Here is an 18150-nt window from a genome sequence, read left to right as displayed (position 1 = left end):
GTCGATCGACAGCCGCTGCCATGCACGCACGGCGCGCATCTGTCATGCATCCAGGGCAACGGAGCGCCGCTTCCGCGAACACTCGCGCGGCGCCGCTCCGCCGCCCGAACCGAGTCCTTTCGCAGGTGGAAAGGAACGGGAGGCCAAGCCTCCCGACCTAGCAGTGTCGTTCAGGCGTCATATCAATCAACCGCAAGCAACAGGAGTTTTGCAATGCACTTCCGAGTTAAGCAACAACCCTCCGTGCTTTTCGCCGCCACGCTCTGCGCGCTGGCATCCTCCGGCAGCTGGGCCGCCGACACGGTGTGCTCCACCGTGGCCGGCGGCACCGTCACCGCCGTCACCTCCGGCAGCTACTCGACGCCCGACACCACCATCGCGGTGGCTTCCAACTTCTACGGCCCCGCCAAGCGGCTGCTGCAGGACTACACCAAGTCCGGCGCGCCGGGCAACGGCAAGGTCATCGGTGTCTGCCACAACGCCACCGGACACCTGATGAGCGAAATCATGGGGCTGACGAGCAGCCTCACGGTTAACGGCACCACTTACAGCGCCCATCCGTCTTCGTCCAACGAATGGCTGTCGTCCGGTATCAGCTACAAGTACGGCATGCTGCTCGCGGCCAATGAAAAGGCGCCGGCCGATCTGGTTTATCGGGACACCAACAACTCGACCAACTTCACCATCGGCTCCAAGCAGAAATACGCCAACGGCGTGCCGGCGCTACTGCTGAACCCTAACCAGACTCCCACCTACGACGCCTACGATCTGGTCGTCGCTGACATGGATAGCGAGGTGGAGGGCTACTACTACGGAGATCCGCTGGACGGAACCGGTACCGTGACCCTGAACTATCCGAGCCTGATGACCCCCATCGCGATCGGCAATCCGACGCCTGCGCCCTATGGCCAGGCAGCACTGGATATCCTGGCCGCTATGCCCGTCGCGATAAATTCGACCGTGAACAAGGGATCGAACTGGAGCTCCTCATGCGGCGCAACGGGAAGCGGCTCGGACATCGGAGTTTGCCAGTACGACAACATCGACCTGACCCTGCAGGCGACCCAGAGCAGCACCAGCGGCATCGTCGCCGGCTTCGTGTCCTGGGCGCAGGTGCTGGATCTCGGCGGCTCGCCGGAATACATCACCTTCCCGGACTACCCGGTTCCGCAGTGGGGCATCCTGCTCGAGACCGATGCCACCGACGGCACCAGCAACGCCAACGAGACCGCCGCCTCCAGCCTGTGGAGCTTCATGAACCTCGGTTCGCCGGGCACCACCAACGCCTACCTCGGCAGCGGCCAGTCCTGGAACGCCTGGCTGGCCGCCAACGGCTACGGCTCGATCTGATGCAAGCCGCGCCCGTCGCACCGGTCGGCGGGCCTGACGGGGCTTGCCCCCGGCATTCGTAAGTTCCACGGGAGCGCCGCCGGAAGGCGGCGCTCCCACTTCCCCACCGCGCCTCCTTCAGCCCCCTTCCTCTCCGCACAGGAACGTCCATGACGCGCAGTCCCACGCAATCGAAGCCGATATTTCGCAGACTCCAGCCCGCGGCCCTGCTGGCCTTCGCCCTGGTCTTCTGTTCCCCACCCGCCCCGGCAATCGCCGCCGAAGAGCAGGCGCTGGCCCGCCTCGGCGACGCCACCGTCAGCAGTCGGGACTTCCTCGCCATGCTGCAGCGGCTTTCCCCCGCACAGCGCGCCGACCTGCAGGAACAGCGCGCCGCGCTTGAACAACTGCTGTGGCAGAACCTGGCGATGCAGGTGCTCGCGCGCAAGGCGCGGGAAGAGAAATGGGCGGAACAATCGGAGGTGCAGGCCCAGGTTCGGGAAGCGGTGCGCAAGGTGTCCGACGGCATCGTCGGCGCGAGCTACCTGCGCGAACGGACCCGGCTAGCCGACAACTATCCGAGCGAGGCGGAGCTGTCGGCCGCATTCGCGAAGATGAGCGCACCGCCCCCGATTCCGGCTACCTACCAGCTGGCGCAGATCTTCCTCGAACGGCCCGAAAAGGGCAGCCGCCACTCCATGGACGAAATCCGCACCGAGGCGAAGCGCATCGCCCAGCAGGCCAGGAACGGCGATTTCGCAGCGCTCGCGCGCGAGCATTCGCAGGACGGCGCCAGTGCCCCGAACGGCGGCGAGTTGCCGCCGATGCCGCTGTCCGGCATGCGCCCGGCCACCGGCAAGGTCGTCGCGCGGCTGGCCGTCGGCGAGGTCAGCGAGCCCGTCGAAACCGCGCAGGGCCTGTTCATCTTCAAACTCCTGCAGAAGCAGCCCGAGCGGGCGCCGACGCTGGCAGAGATCGCCCCGACCTTGCGCGCCGCGATGCGTGCCGAACTCAAGACCCGGAAAGAGCGGGAACTGCTGGAGGTGATGGCACCGAAGCAGCAGGTGCTGATCGACGACAAGCTGCTCGCCAACCTGCTTCAAAGCACTCCCTAGGTCGCCGCGCCCGGCTGGCTGCCGGGCGTGCCGCTCCATGGCCCGAAAGCGAGTCGCAACTCCTCCTCAGCGCGCCGATATTTATCTATGTAGTAGACACCACAAATGTCGGATGACCTACGCGCTCCAGTCACACCCGACATAAACCGCCACTCCTCCCCACCTTCCCTGGCTTGAACAATCTCCGGAATGCAGTCGGCATGCGGTTTGCTTATGTACATTAGTACATAGAAAAACCGCCATTCATCCGGAGTCCTTCCATGTCCCGCCGCCTCACCGCCACACCGCGCCACCGCGCGCGCCCCACCCCGCTCGCACTCGCCATCTCCGCCCTGCTCTGTCCGCCACTGGCGGTTGCCGCCCCAAGCGGCGGCATCGTCACCAGCGGCACCGCCACCATCGGCCAGGCCGGCACCACCACCACCATCGCGCAGGGCAGCCAGAAGGCGGCGATCAACTGGCAGGGCTTTTCCATCGGCGCGGGCGAGACGGTCAACTTCCAGCAGTCCGGCGCCGGCGCAATCACCCTCAACCGCGTGGTCGGCAACGAGCAGAGCGTCATCGCCGGCGCGCTCAACGCCAACGGCAAGGTCTTCCTGATCAACTCCGCCGGCGTGCTGTTCGGCAAGGGTAGCCAGGTCAATGTCGGCGGCTTGGTCGCCAGCACGCTCGACATCCGCGACGAGGACTTCGAGGCGGGCAACTACGTATTCCGCGGCGCAGGGTCGGGCAGCGTGATCAACCGCGGCACCATCACCGCGGCCGACGGCGGCTACGTGGCGCTGCTGGGCCGGCAGGCGATCAACGAAGGCGTGGTCGTCGCCACCCGCGGCACCGCGGCGCTAGCCGCCGGCAGCAAGGTGACGCTGGACTTCGCCGGCGACGCGCTGCTCGGCGTCACCCTCGACCAGGGCGCGCTCGATGCGCTGGTCGACAACCGCCAGGCGATCTACGCCGACGGCGGCCGGGTTTTCCTCACCGCAAAGGCGGCCGACGACCTGCTCGGCAGCCAGGTGAACAACAGCGGCATCGTGCAGGCGCGCACGCTGGGCGAGCTGAAGGGCGAGATCGTCGCCTACGCCTACGGCGGCACCGCCCACATCGACGGCACGCTCGACGCCTCCGCCCCCACCGGCGGCGACGGCGGCTTCGTCGAGACCAGCGGCGACCATGTGAAGATCGCCGACAGCGCGCAGATCACCACCCGGGCGAGCGCCGGGCGCCACGGCACCTGGCTGATCGATCCGGTGGATTTCACCATCGCGGCGAGCGGGGGCGACATGACCGGCGCGCTGCTCTCCAGCCTGCTCGGCGGCGGCAACATCACCATCGCCTCGGCGGCCGGTTCGAGCGGCAGCAGCGGCGACATCAACGTGAACGACGCCGTCACCTGGAGCAGCGACAGCGTGCTGACGCTGACTGCCGCCCACGACATCAACATCAACAACGCCATCACCGCCAGCGGCGCCGATGCCGGCCTGGTGCTGAACTACGGCGGCGACTACAACATCCGCACCAAGGCCAGCTACAGCGGCACCGTGCTCGATGCGGACGGTATTCCGGTGGCCAGGCAGGACACCAGCGGCGGCGTCTATGGCAGCGTCACATTCTCCAACGCCGCCAACACCGACGGCCTCACCATCAACGGCCAGACCTATACGCTGATCCACAGCATGGCCCAGCTCGATGCGATCGACGGCTACAACGCGGTCACCAATACCGGAACCGCGGTGATCAATTCGGGCCTCTACGCGCTGGCGACCGACCTCGATGCAGCGGGTACCACGTATCTCAACTCCCTCGTCGGGCTAGCGCTGGGATCCAGCTTCCGCGGCGTGTTCACCGGCCTCGGCCACGTCATCGACAACCTGAAGATCGCCACCAACGGGCCCGCAAATACCGCCCTGTTCGGCTACACCGGCAACACCAACATACCGGTCACCCTGCGCGACATCGGGCTCACCCGGGTCGACATCAGCGCCGCCAGCGGTACCGCCGCGGCGCTGGTCAGCAGCGGCACCTACACCTCCCTGCACAACGCCTACAGCACCGGGAGCGTCTCGTCCGCGAGTTCCGCCGGCGGTTTGGCTGGGACGGTTACCTACGGAACGCAAAGCAAGCTGTTCTCCACCGCCACGGTGACAGGTCTGAGTGCGGGCGGCCTCATCAGAACCTCCAATGGCAATACCGTCCAATATACCCATGCCAGCGGCGAGGTAATCGCACGCAGCGGCGCAAGCGGTGGCTTGATCGGGCAGACAACCGCCTCCGATGTCCTCGACTCCTATGCGACGGGCAACGTCACCACGACCAGTTCGACCGACTACGGAGGAGTCGGCGGGCTGATCGGCCAGTTCAACGGCAGCAAAGGCTCTACCCAGTATCTCGTCAACGCCTTTGCCACCGGCGACGTGGTGGGTTCGATCAATGTCGGCGGGCTGGTCGGCAGGGCCGCGGGCAATCTGGTACCCACGCTCTACTTCACCAACACCTATGCGACGGGCGATGTCACGGCAACCTGGCAGGGCGACGCGGGTCAGTACATGGGGGTGGGCGGCCTGATCGGGAGTGTGGGCGCAGCCAATAGCAATGTGAATGCCTACATCACCAAGTCCTTCGCCACCGGCGACGTGCGGGTCCTGTCGACCTCCTCGCCCGCCGTCAACGCCATTGGCGGCCTGGTCGGGATGATGAGAATCGACTCCCAGGGCGCCATCACCGACTCCTACGCCACCGGAAACATCTACGCCCCGCACTCCCATTCCGTTGGCGGCCTGCTCGGCGGCGCCCAGATCAGCCTCGGCGGCGAGCAGAACCTTGTCATCAGCGGCTCCTACGCCACCGGCAACGTGCAAGGCTTCGGCGATGTCGGCGGCCTCGTCGGTTCCGGCACCGGCACCATCATCGACTCCTACGCCACCGGCACTGCCAGCGGCAGCGCCGGCGAGTGGGTCGGCGGGCTGGTCGGGGGCGGCATGCGGAACATCATCAACAGCTACTACAACGCCGAAACCAACAGCAGCCACTACGGGGGCCCGGCGCGCGGGGGTGACGACGTACAGGGCCTGACAGGCGAGCAGTTCAAGGACATCAGGTACTACCTGGACGGCACCATCGACCAAGTACTGGCCGCGCGCGCGGCCGAAGCCGCGGCGCGTGCGGCCGCCGAAGCCGCGGCGCGTGCGGCCGCCGAAGCCGCGGCACGGGCTGCTGCCGAAGCCGCGGCACGGGCTGCTGCCGAGGCCGCTGCACAGGCTGCTGCCGAGGCCGCCGCACAGGCCGCCGCACAGGCCGCCGCACAAGCCGCCGCACAAGCCGCCGCACAAGCCGCCGCACAGGCCGCCGCCGAGGCCCAAGCCCTCGCCGCCCTGCAGGCACGTGCCGATACCGGCACCCGCAGCGCCGCCGGCACCGTCGCCGACACGCAGCGCACAAGTCCGCCGGCGCCGAACGCAGGCGCGCCCCGCGCATCCAGCCCCAGCGCCGCACTGGACGGCAACATCGCCTTCGCCGATGCCCGCGAGTTCTCCGCCGACATCCAGAGCATCGAGGTCGGCGGCGTCGTCTATCAGCTCGACGGCAACGGCGGGGAAGACGACAGGCTCCCCGCCCAACGCCCCGGGCAGTCCGCCCAATAAACCCGCCGATGGCGTCCCGGAAGGCGCGTCATGGCGCCCTCCGGGGTGCCGCCGCGCCGTTCCGCACCCTCAGCCCACGTGATCCTCATGAATACACCACGCCCCACCCCATCCGCGCCGGTAACCCTGCGCGCATTCATCGCGGCATCGGCCTTGACCACGGCCGCCGCCGCTTACGCCCAGACCCCGCCGGCGCCCGGCTACGGCATCGGCGATGCCATGAAGGAGGCCCAGCCGCCGCGCCCGCCGGCACCGCGCGAGGCACCGGTACCGTCGATCGAGCAGCAGCAGGACGAGCGCCCGATGGCGCTGCCGGCCGGCGAAACCCTGACCGTGCACGCGTTCCGCTTCGAGGGCGCGGACTTCATCCCCGAGGCCGAGTTGCAGGCCGCGGTCGGACCCTACGCCGGACGCGCCTTGACACTGGGCGAAATCGAAGCCGCCGCCGCGCGCATCACCGCGCTCTACCGCGAACGCGGTTACCTCGTCGCCCGCGCCTACGTCCCCCGCCAGGACGCGAGCGAGGGCACGCTGACGCTGCGCGTGCTGGTCGGCCGGTACGGCCGCTTCACCTTCAGGAACGAATCTCTGGTGCGCGACGGCCTGGTGCAGGGCGCCTTCGCCGGTGTGCAGGGCGACGAGGCCATCACCCGCGACGGCCTGGAGCGCGCCATGCTGATCGTGGCCGACATGCCGGGCGCGCAACTGCCCAGGCTGCGCATCGCCCCCGGCCAGGCGCAAGGCAGCTCGGACCTCGACGTGGAGGTCGACGCCGATCCCACCGTCGCCGGCTACGTGCTGGCCGACAACCAGGGTTCGCGCTACACCGGCAAGAACCGGCTGCGCGCCGGGCTGGACGTCAATTCGCCGCTCGGCATCGCCGACCGGTTATCGCTCTCCGGCACCCGCGCGCAGGGCGAAGGCCTGGTGAACGGCCGCCTGGCCTACGGCGTGCCGCTGATGGCCAACGGCCTGCGCGCCGAAATCGCCGTGTCGAAGACGACCTACGAACTGGGCGACGACTACGAAGAGCTCGAAGCCACCGGCACCGCCCATACCGTGGAAGCCGGCCTGAGCTACCCGGTCGTCCGCAGCCGCGGCCAGAACCTGTCCCTGGGTTTCAGCCTGGCGGCCAAGCGCATGCGCGACGAAATCGACGCGCTCGACACGGCCATCCCGAAGAAGGCCAAGGTCGGCACGCTCACCCTTCAACACGAGGCCTGGGGCAGTCTCCTCGGTCGACAGGGCTACAGCAGCGTGACGGCCGGCCTGGCCTACGGCTACCTCGACATCACCGACGCTGCGCAGAAGGCGCTCAACGCCGCCGGCGCCGACACCGTCGGCCACTACGGCCGCTTCAACCTCGGGCTGAACGGCAGCCTCTCGCTCGGCGGCGACTGGAGCCTGAGTGCCTCGCTCGGCCTGCAGAAGGCCTTGCGTGACAAGAACCTCGACACCAGCGAGCAGATGACGATCTCCGGTTCCAACGGCGTCAAGGCCTACCGCGAAACGGTGAGCGGCGACAACGGCTACCTGCTGGGCGCCGAACTGCGCTACCTGCTGCCCGCCGTTGCCGGATTGACGCATTCGGTCGGCCTCTTCGCCGACACCGGCCGCATCCACCAGCAGAAGGCCGACTACACCGACACCAACGGCGTACGCCTGTCCGACGTCGGGTTGGGCTACTACGCGAGCTACCGGTCACTGTTCGGCGGCGTCCAGGTTGCCCGTGGCGTGGGCGCGCGGCCGGACGCCGTCGCGCGCGACGACAGGACTCGCGTGCTGCTGCAGCTGGGCATGGTCTTTTGATATCTGACAAGGAGAACGACATGAACATGGAATGGCTGGCCGGCGCGATCGACTACGGCGTGATCGGACTGCTCGGCGTGCTGAGCGTGATCGTGGTGGCGATCGGCGTCGAGCGCCTGCTGTACTACCGCAGCGTCGACATCCGGCAGGTGGACGACATCAAGGCGCTGGAGCTGGCGCTCACCCGCAAGCTCTTCGTGATCGCCTCGGTGGCGAGCAACGCCCCCTACCTCGGCCTGCTCGGCACGGTCTTCGGGATCATGCTCACCTTCTACCGCATGGGCCAGAACGCCGCCATCGACACCGCCCAGATCATGACCGGCCTGGCGCTGGCGCTCAAGGCCACCGCGGTGGGGCTGGCGGTGGCACTGGTGGCGGTGGCGCTCTACAACCTGCTGCAGCGCAAGGCCAAGGTGATGCTGCTGGAGTGGGAGATCGCCCATGGATGAGAAGGGCTTCGAGAGCATGAACATGGTGCCCTTCATCGACATCATGCTGGTGCTGCTGACCATCGTGCTGACGACGTCCTCCTTCATCGCCAGTGGCCGCATCCCGGTGAACCTGCCGCAGGCGACGGCGAGCGAACCGGACACGCGCCAGACCGAGACCATCGAGATCGACGCGGCCGGCACGGTCTACCTCGCCGGCGAGGCAGTAAGCACCGACACCCTGAAGACCCGACTGGGCGGCATGAACAAGGACACGCCGGTATTGCTGCGCGCCGACAAGGCGGTGGCGCTGCAGCGTTTCATCGACGTGGCCGACGTGCTCAAGCAGCTCGGCTTCGCCAAGGTGGCGGTGCAGACCGAGGCGGGCACATCGTGAACGCGGCTGGCATGGCACCGGCACCCGGGCTGCCAGCCGTCCGCTTCACGCTGGCGCAGGGCCTCGTGTTCTCGCTGGCGGTGCACGGCGCGCTCGTCCTGCCCTGGCTGACGGGCGACTGGCTGCAACCGGCGCCGCGGCACGAGCAGCTGGTCGTGGAACTATTCGGCATGGTAAGCAAACGTCAGGTGACCCCGCAGCTGGCAGGCGAGACACCGCGGCCGGTCACCCAGCCCCGGCAGGCGCCGCCACCGACGCCCCGGCAGCAGGCCGAGCGCAAACCGCCCGCCCCCGCCGCCGCCAGCCCGGTCAAGGTGAAACAGGCGGAAGCGCCCAGTGCGCCCCCCGACGCGCCCCCGCCCCAGGCATCGGCCGCCACGCCGGCGCCCGCGCCGCCGAGCACCGAACCGATCGTCGCCGCCGGCGCCGATGCGCTGCAGAACCGCAACCAGCAAACCGTGCAGCGGCCGCAGGACGAGATCGCTGACCCGGCCGACCAGATGCGCAGATACCTCGGCGGCCTGCGGCGCGCCATCCAGACGCACCTGGTCTATCCGCCGGAAGCGCGCGACATCGGTTACGTGGGTTCGCCGGTGATCCGCTTCACCCTTGCCGAGAACGGCGAGATCCTGCCCGGTTCGCTCGCGGTGCACAGGAGCAGCGGCTACCCGGTGCTCGACGACAACGCATTGCGCGCGGCGCTGGCTAGTTCGCCCTTCGACCGGCCGCCGAAGCAGATGGAGATCACCATGGCGGTGGCGTTCGCACGCGAACGCTGACCGCGACGCCGCCCGCGCCGCATGCCCGGCCCTTCCGTCGCCGCGGGGCCGGACATGCGGGGTGCGCCCGAAGCTTACTTCCCGCCGGTCGCCACCTCTTCCAGCTTGCTGAGCGACACGTCGCTTTCCTTCACCCCCTTGGGGTTGGCCTTCATGTTGGAAGACCAGGTGGTGGAGTGGTTGCGCTTGACGTCGATGACGTGGCCGACCACCGGCATCACCGCCTTGTAGCCGTCGTCGCCGATGTCCGGGCGGTTCTGGAAGATCATGTATTTCCAGAATTCGCCCTTCTGGTCGTACATCTCGCCCAGGTAGGGGCGCGGGAAGGCCACTTCCATGTAGACGACCTTCTTGCTGTAGGGGTGCTCCGGCGGCGGCGTGCCTTCCACCACGTACACCTCGCGCGGCTCCCATTCGATGTGCTTGGCCGGGAAGAAGTAGGGCGCTTCGGTCAGCCCGACCGACGGGAATTCGGCCGGGGTGTCGCGCTTGCTGCCATCCACGCTGACCAGCGGACTGTGCGCCACCGCCAGCACCCAGCGCTTGCCCACCAGCTTGTTGCTGCGGTACTTGGTCGGAAAGGCGTCCCAGATGTCCCAGTCGTCATAGAGCTGGTCGGTGCCGCCGATCGGGTCCATCCAGGCGCCGCCGGACAGGCGGCGCGTGCGCCGCACCGACTTCAGGTAGGCCCAGGTGTCGTCCGGCTTGGCCGAGGTCGGGTCGTTGTAGCGGATCGAGAAGGTGCCCAGGCCGCGGATGTCCTGCGGGCTGGTGGCGAAGAGGTAGGTCTTCTGCGCGATGTCGCCGTCGCCCTCGGTCATCGGTCCGCCGTCCAGGCGGCCTTCCATGTAGTAGCGGCGCGACTGCCAGCGCTGCACCCGCTCGACGCCGGTGGCGCCGCTGATGAACACGAAGGAGATGTCGCGCAGGTCCATGGTGGCGCCGTAGGTGGCTGCGCGCAGGTTCCAGATGACCTTGTCCCCGGCATTGGGGTCGTCGAGCTTGATCGTCTCCGGCGGGAAGGGCATGCCGGCCTTCCAGTCGCTCATGGTGCGGGTGGCCGGATCGAACTTGACGTTCTTGGCGTACTCCCGGGTCGCGGCGACGTACTTCGCATCCATCTCGATCGGCTTGGAATGCGCGAGTTTGATCGTCAGGCCGAAGTTCTTGATCATCGCTTCAAGCTTGTCGGGAACCATGCTGGCGATGGTCTTGCCCTCGAAGGTCTCGCCCTTGATCTTGTCGTAGTTGTCCTTGCTGATGACGAAGCCGGCCTGCAGCTCGCCCGCGTGCAGCTGGCCGCTCAGGCCGACGCCGATGCAGACCGCCAGCGACTGCAGCACCTGCTTGCCGGCCGGCCGCTTGGCCTTGTTCAGTGTTTCCATGCTTGTGTCTCCTCTTTTCAGGTCAGAACTGCCGTGTCAAACGAAGGGTGAGCTGGTTGTTCTTGGCGAAATAGCCGAACAGCTGTGCCGAGCGCTCGGGGTCGAACAGGGACTTCGCCGAACCGTTGTTCCAGAACAGGTCGGCCTCGGCCTTCATCCGCCACTTGTCGCCGAGCGCCACTTCCACGCTCGGGATGGCGAAGCCGCCGCCGTTCGACAGGTCGAAGCCGACCGCGAGGCCGGGGTTGATGGTGTCGCCGCTGTAGTTGAGAACGGTGAAGGCGGTCAGGATGGTGTTGTGCTCGGGCAGCGGCGCGCCGTAGGCGAAAAGGCGGACGAGGTCATCCGACTTCTTGTAGTCGCGCACCCACACGTCGAACAGCTGCACCGACGAGAACGACGGCCGGTTGGTGCCGAGCAGGTTCTGCAGGTTGAGGTTCTTGTCCGCCCGCAGCATCGTCGTGATCGTGTCCTTGAGCTTGATGCCGCCCAGGCCCAGGCCCGCCGCCCCGCCCTGCGACGGCGCCGTCAGCGCACCGGTACCGACGTTGTAGGGCTGGTCCTTGGTGTAGGCGATCTCGGCGCTGAACACCGTGTCGAAGGTTGCCGAGTAGCCGCTCAGGGTGGCGCCGAAGACGTCGATCTTGGGATGGATCAGGTCGAACAGCGGGCCCTTCGGCGCCTGCTTGTAGGGCGCGAACACCGAGTTCGCCACCGGGTCGGCGGCAAAGGCCTTGATGTAGGCCAGCGAATAATCGAGCGGCCCGACGGTGCCCGACCAGCGGATGCCGCCGGTCCAGTCGTCCTTGTCGGCATCGGGGTGGTCACAGTTGAGCGTGGTCACCGCGGTCAGGTCGAAGCCGCGGTAGGGCTGGAAAAACCAGCGGCCGCCAGCCACGTCGTAGGTGTTGCCGAGATCCTTGCAGCTGTCCATGCCGGGACGCAGATAGGCATGGATCTGGCCGTCGGCCTCGGGCACATCCACCTTGACGCTCGCCAGCCACAGCGGCTTGCGCCATTCCTCGTTCTCGCCCTCGAAGAACAGCCGCCAGCTCAGGTCGTAGCCGTGCACCACGTCCATCGCGTGGAAGAAGTCCGACTCGCCCCACACGATCTGCTGCTTGCCGAGGCGGAAGGTGGTCCGGTCGCCGACCTTGAATTCGCCCCAGAACTCGCGCAGGTCTTCATTGTTGTAGTTGTTCAGGATGCTGCTGTGGTCGCCGCCGGTGGTGCCGTTGGTCTTGCGCAGATCCTCCAGGTCCTCCAGGTAGGAGGTCTTGACCTCGCGGTCCAGACGGCCGACCGCCTTCCACTTGATCGGACCGGTGCGGGCATCGGCATCGAGCAGGATGGAACCGCGCAGCATCGAGGCCTTGCCGCGGTCATTGCTGTCGGTTTCGGGCTGGTCCTGCAGGTTGAAAGCGGCCCAGCCGCGGACGTAGCCGCCCAGCTGGAAGTAGTTGCCGTTGTCGTCGCTGTCGCCATCCGCGGCCAGCCCGAGGCCGGACTTGCACATCAAGCCCAAGCCGACGGCCACGCTCGCGGCGAGCGCACGCCTGTTGCTGAATCTCATCTGTCACCTCCGCTTCTGTAGTTGTGGATAAAACGTCCCCGTCCCCCGGCGCAGAGGCACCGGGAGTGGTCAGGGGGTACTGCTCGGGGTCAGGCAGCGCTGGCGGGCTGAAGCTCGACGGCCTGCTCGATGGGGTGGCGCTTGGAGCCGACGATGAACTCCGGCCGGAACACATAGACCATGGCCGGCATCAGGAAGAGCGCGGACGCGGCGGAGATGAACAGCCAGATCGCGATGAGGATGCCCATGTCGGCCTGCAGGCGCAGCGACGAGAAGCTCCACAGCACCACGCTGGTCACCAGGGTCAGCGCGGTGATCAGCACGCCCTTGCCCGAGGTGGCGATCGACTTGACGATGGCGCGGCCCACGTCCTTGTGGCGGTGCAGCTCCTCGCGGATGCCATCGACGATGTAGAAGCTGTAATCGACGCCCAGGCCGATGCCGAGCGCGACCACCGGCAGCGTGTTGATGTTCATGCCGATGCCCTTCCACGCCATGTAGCTGAAAGTGAGCGTGTTGGACAGCAGCACCGGCACCATGAAGAACATGCCCGCCACCGTGGAGCGGTAGGTCACCATGCAGCACACCACCAGCACCAGCAGGGCCAGCGCGATCGCCTCGATCTGGCCGGCGAAGATCACCTCGTTGACCGCCGCCAGCACCCCCACCAGGCCGCCGGCCAGCAGGAACTCGGCGTCCTGCAGCGGATTGGCGGCGACGTACTCCTTGACCCGCGCGATCGCGGTGCGGATGGTCTCGCCCTGGTGGTCGCGGAAGAACAGCGTCACCGCGCCGTTGAGCGCCTGCGGATCGGCATAGCGGTCCATGTCGCCGGGGTCGGCGCCGGACACGAACATGTACACCAGCTCGCCGTTCTCGTCGGCGCTGTTGCCCAGCTCCTGGTAGCGCGCATTGCCCTCGCGCACCACGCGCTTGACCGCCGGCAGGATGTCGGCCAGCGAGATGCTGCCGCCGACCTCCGGCTGGGCCTCCATGTACTTCTGGAAGCGCTCCATGCCCTCGAGCACGCTCGGCTCCTTGAGCGCGCCTTCGTGCTTGCCGGCCACCACCACGAACATCCGGTCCGAACCCTGGAACTTGTGGTTGATCGCCGTCGCGTCCTGGTTGTAGGTGGAATCCGGCCACAGGATGGGCGAACCCGGATTGGCATCGCCCACCTTCAGCTTGAACGCATACAGCCCCGACACCACGAACACCACCGCCGCCCCCAGCACCACGGTGAAGCGCAGCCGCGAGGTGACGATGGCGGAACACAGGCCGAGGATCTTCTGCAGCAGCGGCATCACGTTGAGCGGATGCACCTGGCGCTTGCGCACGCCGCACCACGACAGCAGCACCGGCGTCAGCACCATCGCGCTGAACATGATCGACAAGATCCAGACGGTGCCTATGTAGGAGATCTTCTCCAGCATCGGGATCGGCGTCAGCGCCACCACCAGCACGCAGCCGGCGTCGGCGACGATGGCCAGCATGCCCGGCTTGAACAGGTTGAGGATGCTGGCGCGCGCCGCCGCGGTGGCCGAGTCGGCGCCGGCCGCGACCTCGTCGTCGAAACGCGAGATCAACTGCACCGAATTGGAGATTGCCTGCGCCGTGATCAGGAAGGCCACCACGATCACCAGCGGGTCGAGGTGGAAACCCATCAGCTTTGCCGCACCGAGCGCCCAGATCGCGCTGACCACGCCGGTCGCCAGCGGCAGCAGGGTGCCGTGCCAGGTGCGGGTGATCAGCAGCAGCAACAGTACCAGCGCGCCGACCGTCACCAGGAAGATGTAGAAGGTTTCGGTCAGGTAGTGATTCACCAGGCCGTAGAGGATGGGCTCGCCCACCACGCGCACCAGCACGCCGTCGCCGCGCGCGCCCTCGGCGATCTCCGCGATCTGGTGGTAGGCCTTGAGGTAATCGACCGCGCCGTCGGCAAAGTCCGCGGTGATCAGCGTGGCGCGCATGTCGATGGACACATACGGCCCGTAGACCAGCGGGTTGTTGAGCACCGCCTCGCGCAGCACCGCGATGTCGGCGGCATCCTTGGGCAGATTGGGCCACATCAGCGGGCGCGACTCGATGCCCTCGGTGGAGGCACGCACCTCCTTCATCTTCTTCGAGGCCAGCGACACGATCTGGTAGGTGTCCACCCCCTCGACCTTCTGCAGCGCCTGGGTGATCTGCTGGACCTTCTTCAACACCGTCATGTTGAAGACGTCGCCCTCCTCCACCTCCAGCATGATGCTCACCATGTTGGAGCCACCGAAGGTCTGCTTGAACTTGTTGTTCACCTCCACGTAGGGATGATTGCGTGGCAGCAGATCGCTGAATACGGTCTTCACCTCGATCTGCGAGGCGAGATAGCCCATCACCGCGGTCAAGCCGATGATCGTCGCCAGCACCGCGGCCCGATACCGCAGGATGGCGTCGATCAGCTTCGCCAGTGCCCTGAACGTCGCGTTCTTCATTCCTGTTTCCTTGTTCTCGTGATCTCGCTGACGGATGCCGTCAGTCGCGGCCCAGGACCTGCAGCGCGTCGTCGCGCAGCACCGACAGGTTGGCGCCGGCCAGTACGTAGGCATCCGCGGTCTTGACGATCTGCGTGCGCCACGACAGGTCGCGCTCGTCGATACGGCCGGCCTTCCAGTCGGTGCCGGCGGCATCGGCGGTGACGCGGACGCCCTTGTCGCCGACCGCCACCCAGGACACGCCGTCCCACACCACGCAGTTCAGATGCTCCCGGGTCAGCTGCGGACCTTCGCGCCAGGTCTGGCCTCCGTCCGCCGTCACCACCGCGGTGCCGGACAAGCCCACGGCGACGCCATGCCGCTCGTCGCGGAAGTGCACCGACATCAGGCTGTTCTTGACCGGGCTGTCGACCTGTTCCCAGCTCGCCCCGCCGTCAGTGCTGCGCAGGATCTGGCCGAACTCGCCGACCATCCAGCCCGACTGACCGACGAAGAAGATGTCGTTCCAGGCCTGGTCCTTCTCGGGCAGCGCGCGCGTCCAGCTCGCGCCGTAGTCGGTGCTCCTCAGCACCGCCCCCAGTTCGCCCACCGCCCACGCCACGCCGCCGGGATAGGCCCGCACCTGCACCAGCTTGTTGGCCACCTCCGAACGCGGCGCCTGCGCTTCCTGCCAGGTCTTGCCACCGTCGGCGGTGATCACCACCAGGCCGCGGTTGCCCACCGCCACCGCGCGCTCGCCGTCCCACGCGGCGATGGCCTGCAGGTGGCTGACGACCGGCGTGCGCTGGATGCGCCAGGACGCGCCGCCGTCGTCGCTGCGGACGACCTTGCCGTAGGAGCCCGCCGCCCACAGCGTGCCGGCGTCGGGCGCCGCCAGGCCGTAGAAGACGTCGCGCCGCTCGATCGGACGGACCGCCAGGCTGTCGATGGCCGGCTCGGCCTTGACGAAGAAGGCCGCATAGAGCAAGCCGGCAATGATCGCCATGGGCAGCGTCGAGGTGCCGACCGACGACACCAGCCGTGCGCCCCGCCCCAGTCTGTTCACCGCCTTAAGCATGTCGCCTCCCGTCGCCGCGCCACATCCGAATCCATGCATCGCCCGCCGTACCGGCGCTTCTTACCGGCACGCCGGACTGCGCAGAACTGTTTTTTGTCTCCATATCCGCTCCATCGCATCACTGGTTGCTGAACTGTCATGGATGCCGGCGATCTCGCCCGTTCGGCGCAGCGGCCAATTCAATGACCATTGAACTCACCGCTGCCGCTATTCAATTCGTCCGATATCGAAGCGAATTCGGACAATGCCGGCCATGACTCCTCGCCACTGCCAATTAGCAACTTGGATGCCAGTAAATTGAATTGAATAAATTACCGACAGATCAGATAGATACGATTGGTTCACGGCCAATTCCGCAATTGCGGCGTAGCAGCATTCCGGCGGTGCCGTTCGGGAATCCGCCGCATCGCCGCCCGGCTATCGAACGGATAGCCGGGCGGCCGGACGCCTGGGTGCGATCGGAATGGATGAGCGCGGCGGCAGTGCGCCTGCCAGTTGGCGGCAAACGCTGATCCGCGCACGGGGCAACGGCACACCGGGGCGGGACAAGCGCGCAAACCCGGCCATGACGCCGGGCAACCGGAACAGCGCCGTGAGCCCGTTACACTGGCCACGGCCGGCCTCGAGGCCGATCCATGGCGGACGGGGCGTGCCCTCGGGCGACACGGCCCGGTCGGGCAGGTTCAGTCGAAATGGATGACCGGCTTGATGATGCCGTCGGCCTTGGTCGTCATCATGTCCAGGGCCTTCTCGATCTCGGAGAACTTGAAGTGATGGGTGGTCAGCCGCGTCGGATCGACACGGCCGGCCTCGATGAGGCGCATCAGGCGGCCCATGCGTTCGCTGCCACCGGGGCACAGCAGCGTGGTGATGGTTTTCTCGCTCATCCCGACACCCCATTCGAGGCGGGGGATCTTGATGTAATCACCGTGGCCGAAGTAGCCGATGTTCGAGATCACACCCCCGGGTCGCGTGGCCTTGACGCAATTCTCGAAGGTGGCCTGCGAACCCAGCGCATCCATCGCTGCGTCGGCACCATGCCCGCCGGTCAGCCGCATGATCTCGGCGATCGGGTCCTGCTCCTTGAAGTTGATCGTGACATCGGCCCCGTAGTAGCGGGCCAGTTCGAGGCGCGAAGGCACGCAATCGACCGCGATGACCAGCCCGGCACCCAGCAGGCGGGTGCCGGCGATGGCCATCAGCCCGACCGGCCCCATGCCGAAGACCACGCCGGAACCGCCGAGGGGAATGCGCGCGTTCTCCGCGCCCTTGAAGCCGGTGGACATCATGTCGGTGGTGTAGCAGGCCGCCTCGTCCGAGACGCCGTCCGGGATCGGCGCCAGGTTGGCTGCCGCATCATTCACGTGAAAGTACTCCGCCATGTTGCCGTCCTTCTGGACGGTGAATTTGTAGCCGCCCAGCATCACCTCGCACTGCGAGGTGAAGCCCCGTTGGCAGTTCTCGCACTTGTAGCAGGGCGTGATGGCATTGACCGCCACGCGCTGGCCGAGCGCGAAGCCCTTGACCGCGCTGCCCAGGGCGTGGATCACGCCCACGGCTTCATGACCGAGCACCCGATCCCGGAGTTCGCCGAGACCGCCCTCGATGGTGTGGCAATCCGACGTGCACACCATGGCGACCGTCGTTTTCACCACCGCGTCGTTCGGACCGGGCTGCGGAATGGGACGCTCGAGCACCGCCACATCGTGCAGACCTCGCATCACCAGCGCCTTCATCGAACCTGCCATGTCATTCCTCCTTCCGTGTCGTCGTTTGTCGGAGCGCCGTTTGGTGGGCCCCACGCTTGTTGCTGCCAAGAGTCCGCTTTCGTCCAGGAAAGCGTCTCCGACAATGCAAACGACATGCCATCAATCCAGAATGAGTATTTCCTGATGGAGTTCAATCACTTGGAGTTATTTCCGGGTCGCGATCCATTCTGCTTCCGGAAAATCCCGTCCGAATTCCGGCCGAAGCCGTCCGGGACAACGTGCGGCCATCGGACGCTTGTCCAGACCGGGCGACGCCGGGCACAGAATCTTTCTCGAGGTGGAAGGCGGTACGGGCCGTACGAGCGGCACACCGCAATCACGCGGTTGGCGCAGCGGGGACGAGGCAGAAAAAGATCCGTCCCGCGGCATCGGACACCTGCAGCGGCAGGGCCCTCGC

12 protein-coding genes are annotated in these 18150 nt (G+C 66.9%); 7 read left to right on the top strand and 5 right to left on the bottom strand.

The genetic code is table 11. The annotated features are described in order from the left end of the window. Positions 1–213 precede the first annotated feature (213 nt). The 7 genes from CJ010_RS03145 to CJ010_RS03115 all read left to right on the top strand — a co-directional run bounded on the left by CJ010_RS03145 (position 214) and on the right by CJ010_RS03115 (position 9495). Positions 214–1350, top strand: a complete 1137-nt coding sequence (locus CJ010_RS03145; RefSeq protein ID WP_141016689.1) for a hypothetical protein — start codon at positions 214–216, stop codon at positions 1348–1350. A gap of 149 nt (positions 1351–1499) precedes the next feature. Then, positions 1500–2444 (top strand): peptidylprolyl isomerase, encoded by a 945-nt coding sequence (locus tag CJ010_RS03140; protein WP_141016688.1) that lies wholly within the window; start codon positions 1500–1502, stop codon positions 2442–2444. Between the two features lie 260 nt (positions 2445–2704). Then, complete coding sequence (locus CJ010_RS03135) at positions 2705–6082, top strand: filamentous hemagglutinin N-terminal domain-containing protein (protein WP_141016687.1); 3378 nt, start codon at positions 2705–2707, stop codon at positions 6080–6082. An 87-nt stretch (positions 6083–6169) separates the two neighbouring features. Beyond that, positions 6170–7891 carry a ShlB/FhaC/HecB family hemolysin secretion/activation protein gene (locus CJ010_RS03130; protein ID WP_168224892.1) on the top strand — a complete coding sequence of 574 codons (1722 nt, stop codon included), beginning with the start codon at positions 6170–6172 and terminating at the stop codon, positions 7889–7891. Positions 7892–7911: 20 nt separating this feature from the next. Continuing rightward, positions 7912–8340, top strand: a complete 429-nt coding sequence (gene exbB / locus CJ010_RS03125; protein ID WP_141016685.1) for a TonB-system energizer ExbB — start codon at positions 7912–7914, stop codon at positions 8338–8340. Next, positions 8333–8716 (top strand): biopolymer transporter ExbD, encoded by a 384-nt coding sequence (locus tag CJ010_RS03120; RefSeq protein WP_141016684.1) that lies wholly within the window; start codon positions 8333–8335, stop codon positions 8714–8716. The genes exbB and CJ010_RS03120 overlap by 8 nt, the downstream gene beginning before the upstream one ends. An 11-nt stretch (positions 8717–8727) precedes the next feature. Beyond that, a complete protein-coding gene (locus CJ010_RS03115) occupies positions 8728–9495 on the top strand; it encodes a TonB family protein (RefSeq protein WP_141016683.1) in 768 nt (255 codons plus the stop codon). 74 nt (positions 9496–9569) lie between these two features. Here the strand turns inward: CJ010_RS03115 and CJ010_RS03110 are convergent, their stop codons facing one another. The 5 genes from CJ010_RS03110 to CJ010_RS03090 all read right to left on the bottom strand — a co-directional run bounded on the left by CJ010_RS03110 (position 9570) and on the right by CJ010_RS03090 (position 17732). Next, positions 9570–10880, bottom strand: coding sequence for a DUF1329 domain-containing protein (locus CJ010_RS03110; protein WP_141016682.1), 1311 nt, complete (start codon positions 10878–10880; stop codon positions 9570–9572). Between the two features lie 22 nt (positions 10881–10902). Next, positions 10903–12453 (bottom strand): DUF1302 family protein, encoded by a 1551-nt coding sequence (locus CJ010_RS03105; protein WP_205754885.1) that lies wholly within the window; start codon positions 12451–12453, stop codon positions 10903–10905. An 89-nt stretch (positions 12454–12542) separates the two neighbouring features. Continuing rightward, positions 12543–14927: an RND family transporter gene (locus tag CJ010_RS03100; protein ID WP_141016681.1), complete on the bottom strand. Its 2385-nt coding sequence runs from the start codon at positions 14925–14927 to the stop codon at positions 12543–12545. A gap of 40 nt (positions 14928–14967) precedes the next feature. Then, the gene (locus CJ010_RS03095) at positions 14968–15984 is read right to left on the bottom strand and encodes a YCF48-related protein (protein WP_141016680.1); all 1017 of its coding nucleotides are present in this window, start codon (positions 15982–15984) and stop codon (positions 14968–14970) included. A gap of 683 nt (positions 15985–16667) precedes the next feature. Beyond that, complete coding sequence (locus CJ010_RS03090; protein WP_205754884.1) at positions 16668–17732, bottom strand: NAD(P)-dependent alcohol dehydrogenase; 1065 nt, start codon at positions 17730–17732, stop codon at positions 16668–16670. Positions 17733–18150: the final 418 nt, after the last annotated feature.

This window comes from Azoarcus sp. DD4 (assembly GCF_006496635.1).
Classification (GTDB): domain Bacteria; phylum Pseudomonadota; class Gammaproteobacteria; order Burkholderiales; family Rhodocyclaceae; genus Azoarcus.
This window is presented reverse-complemented; position numbering and strand designations above follow the sequence as displayed.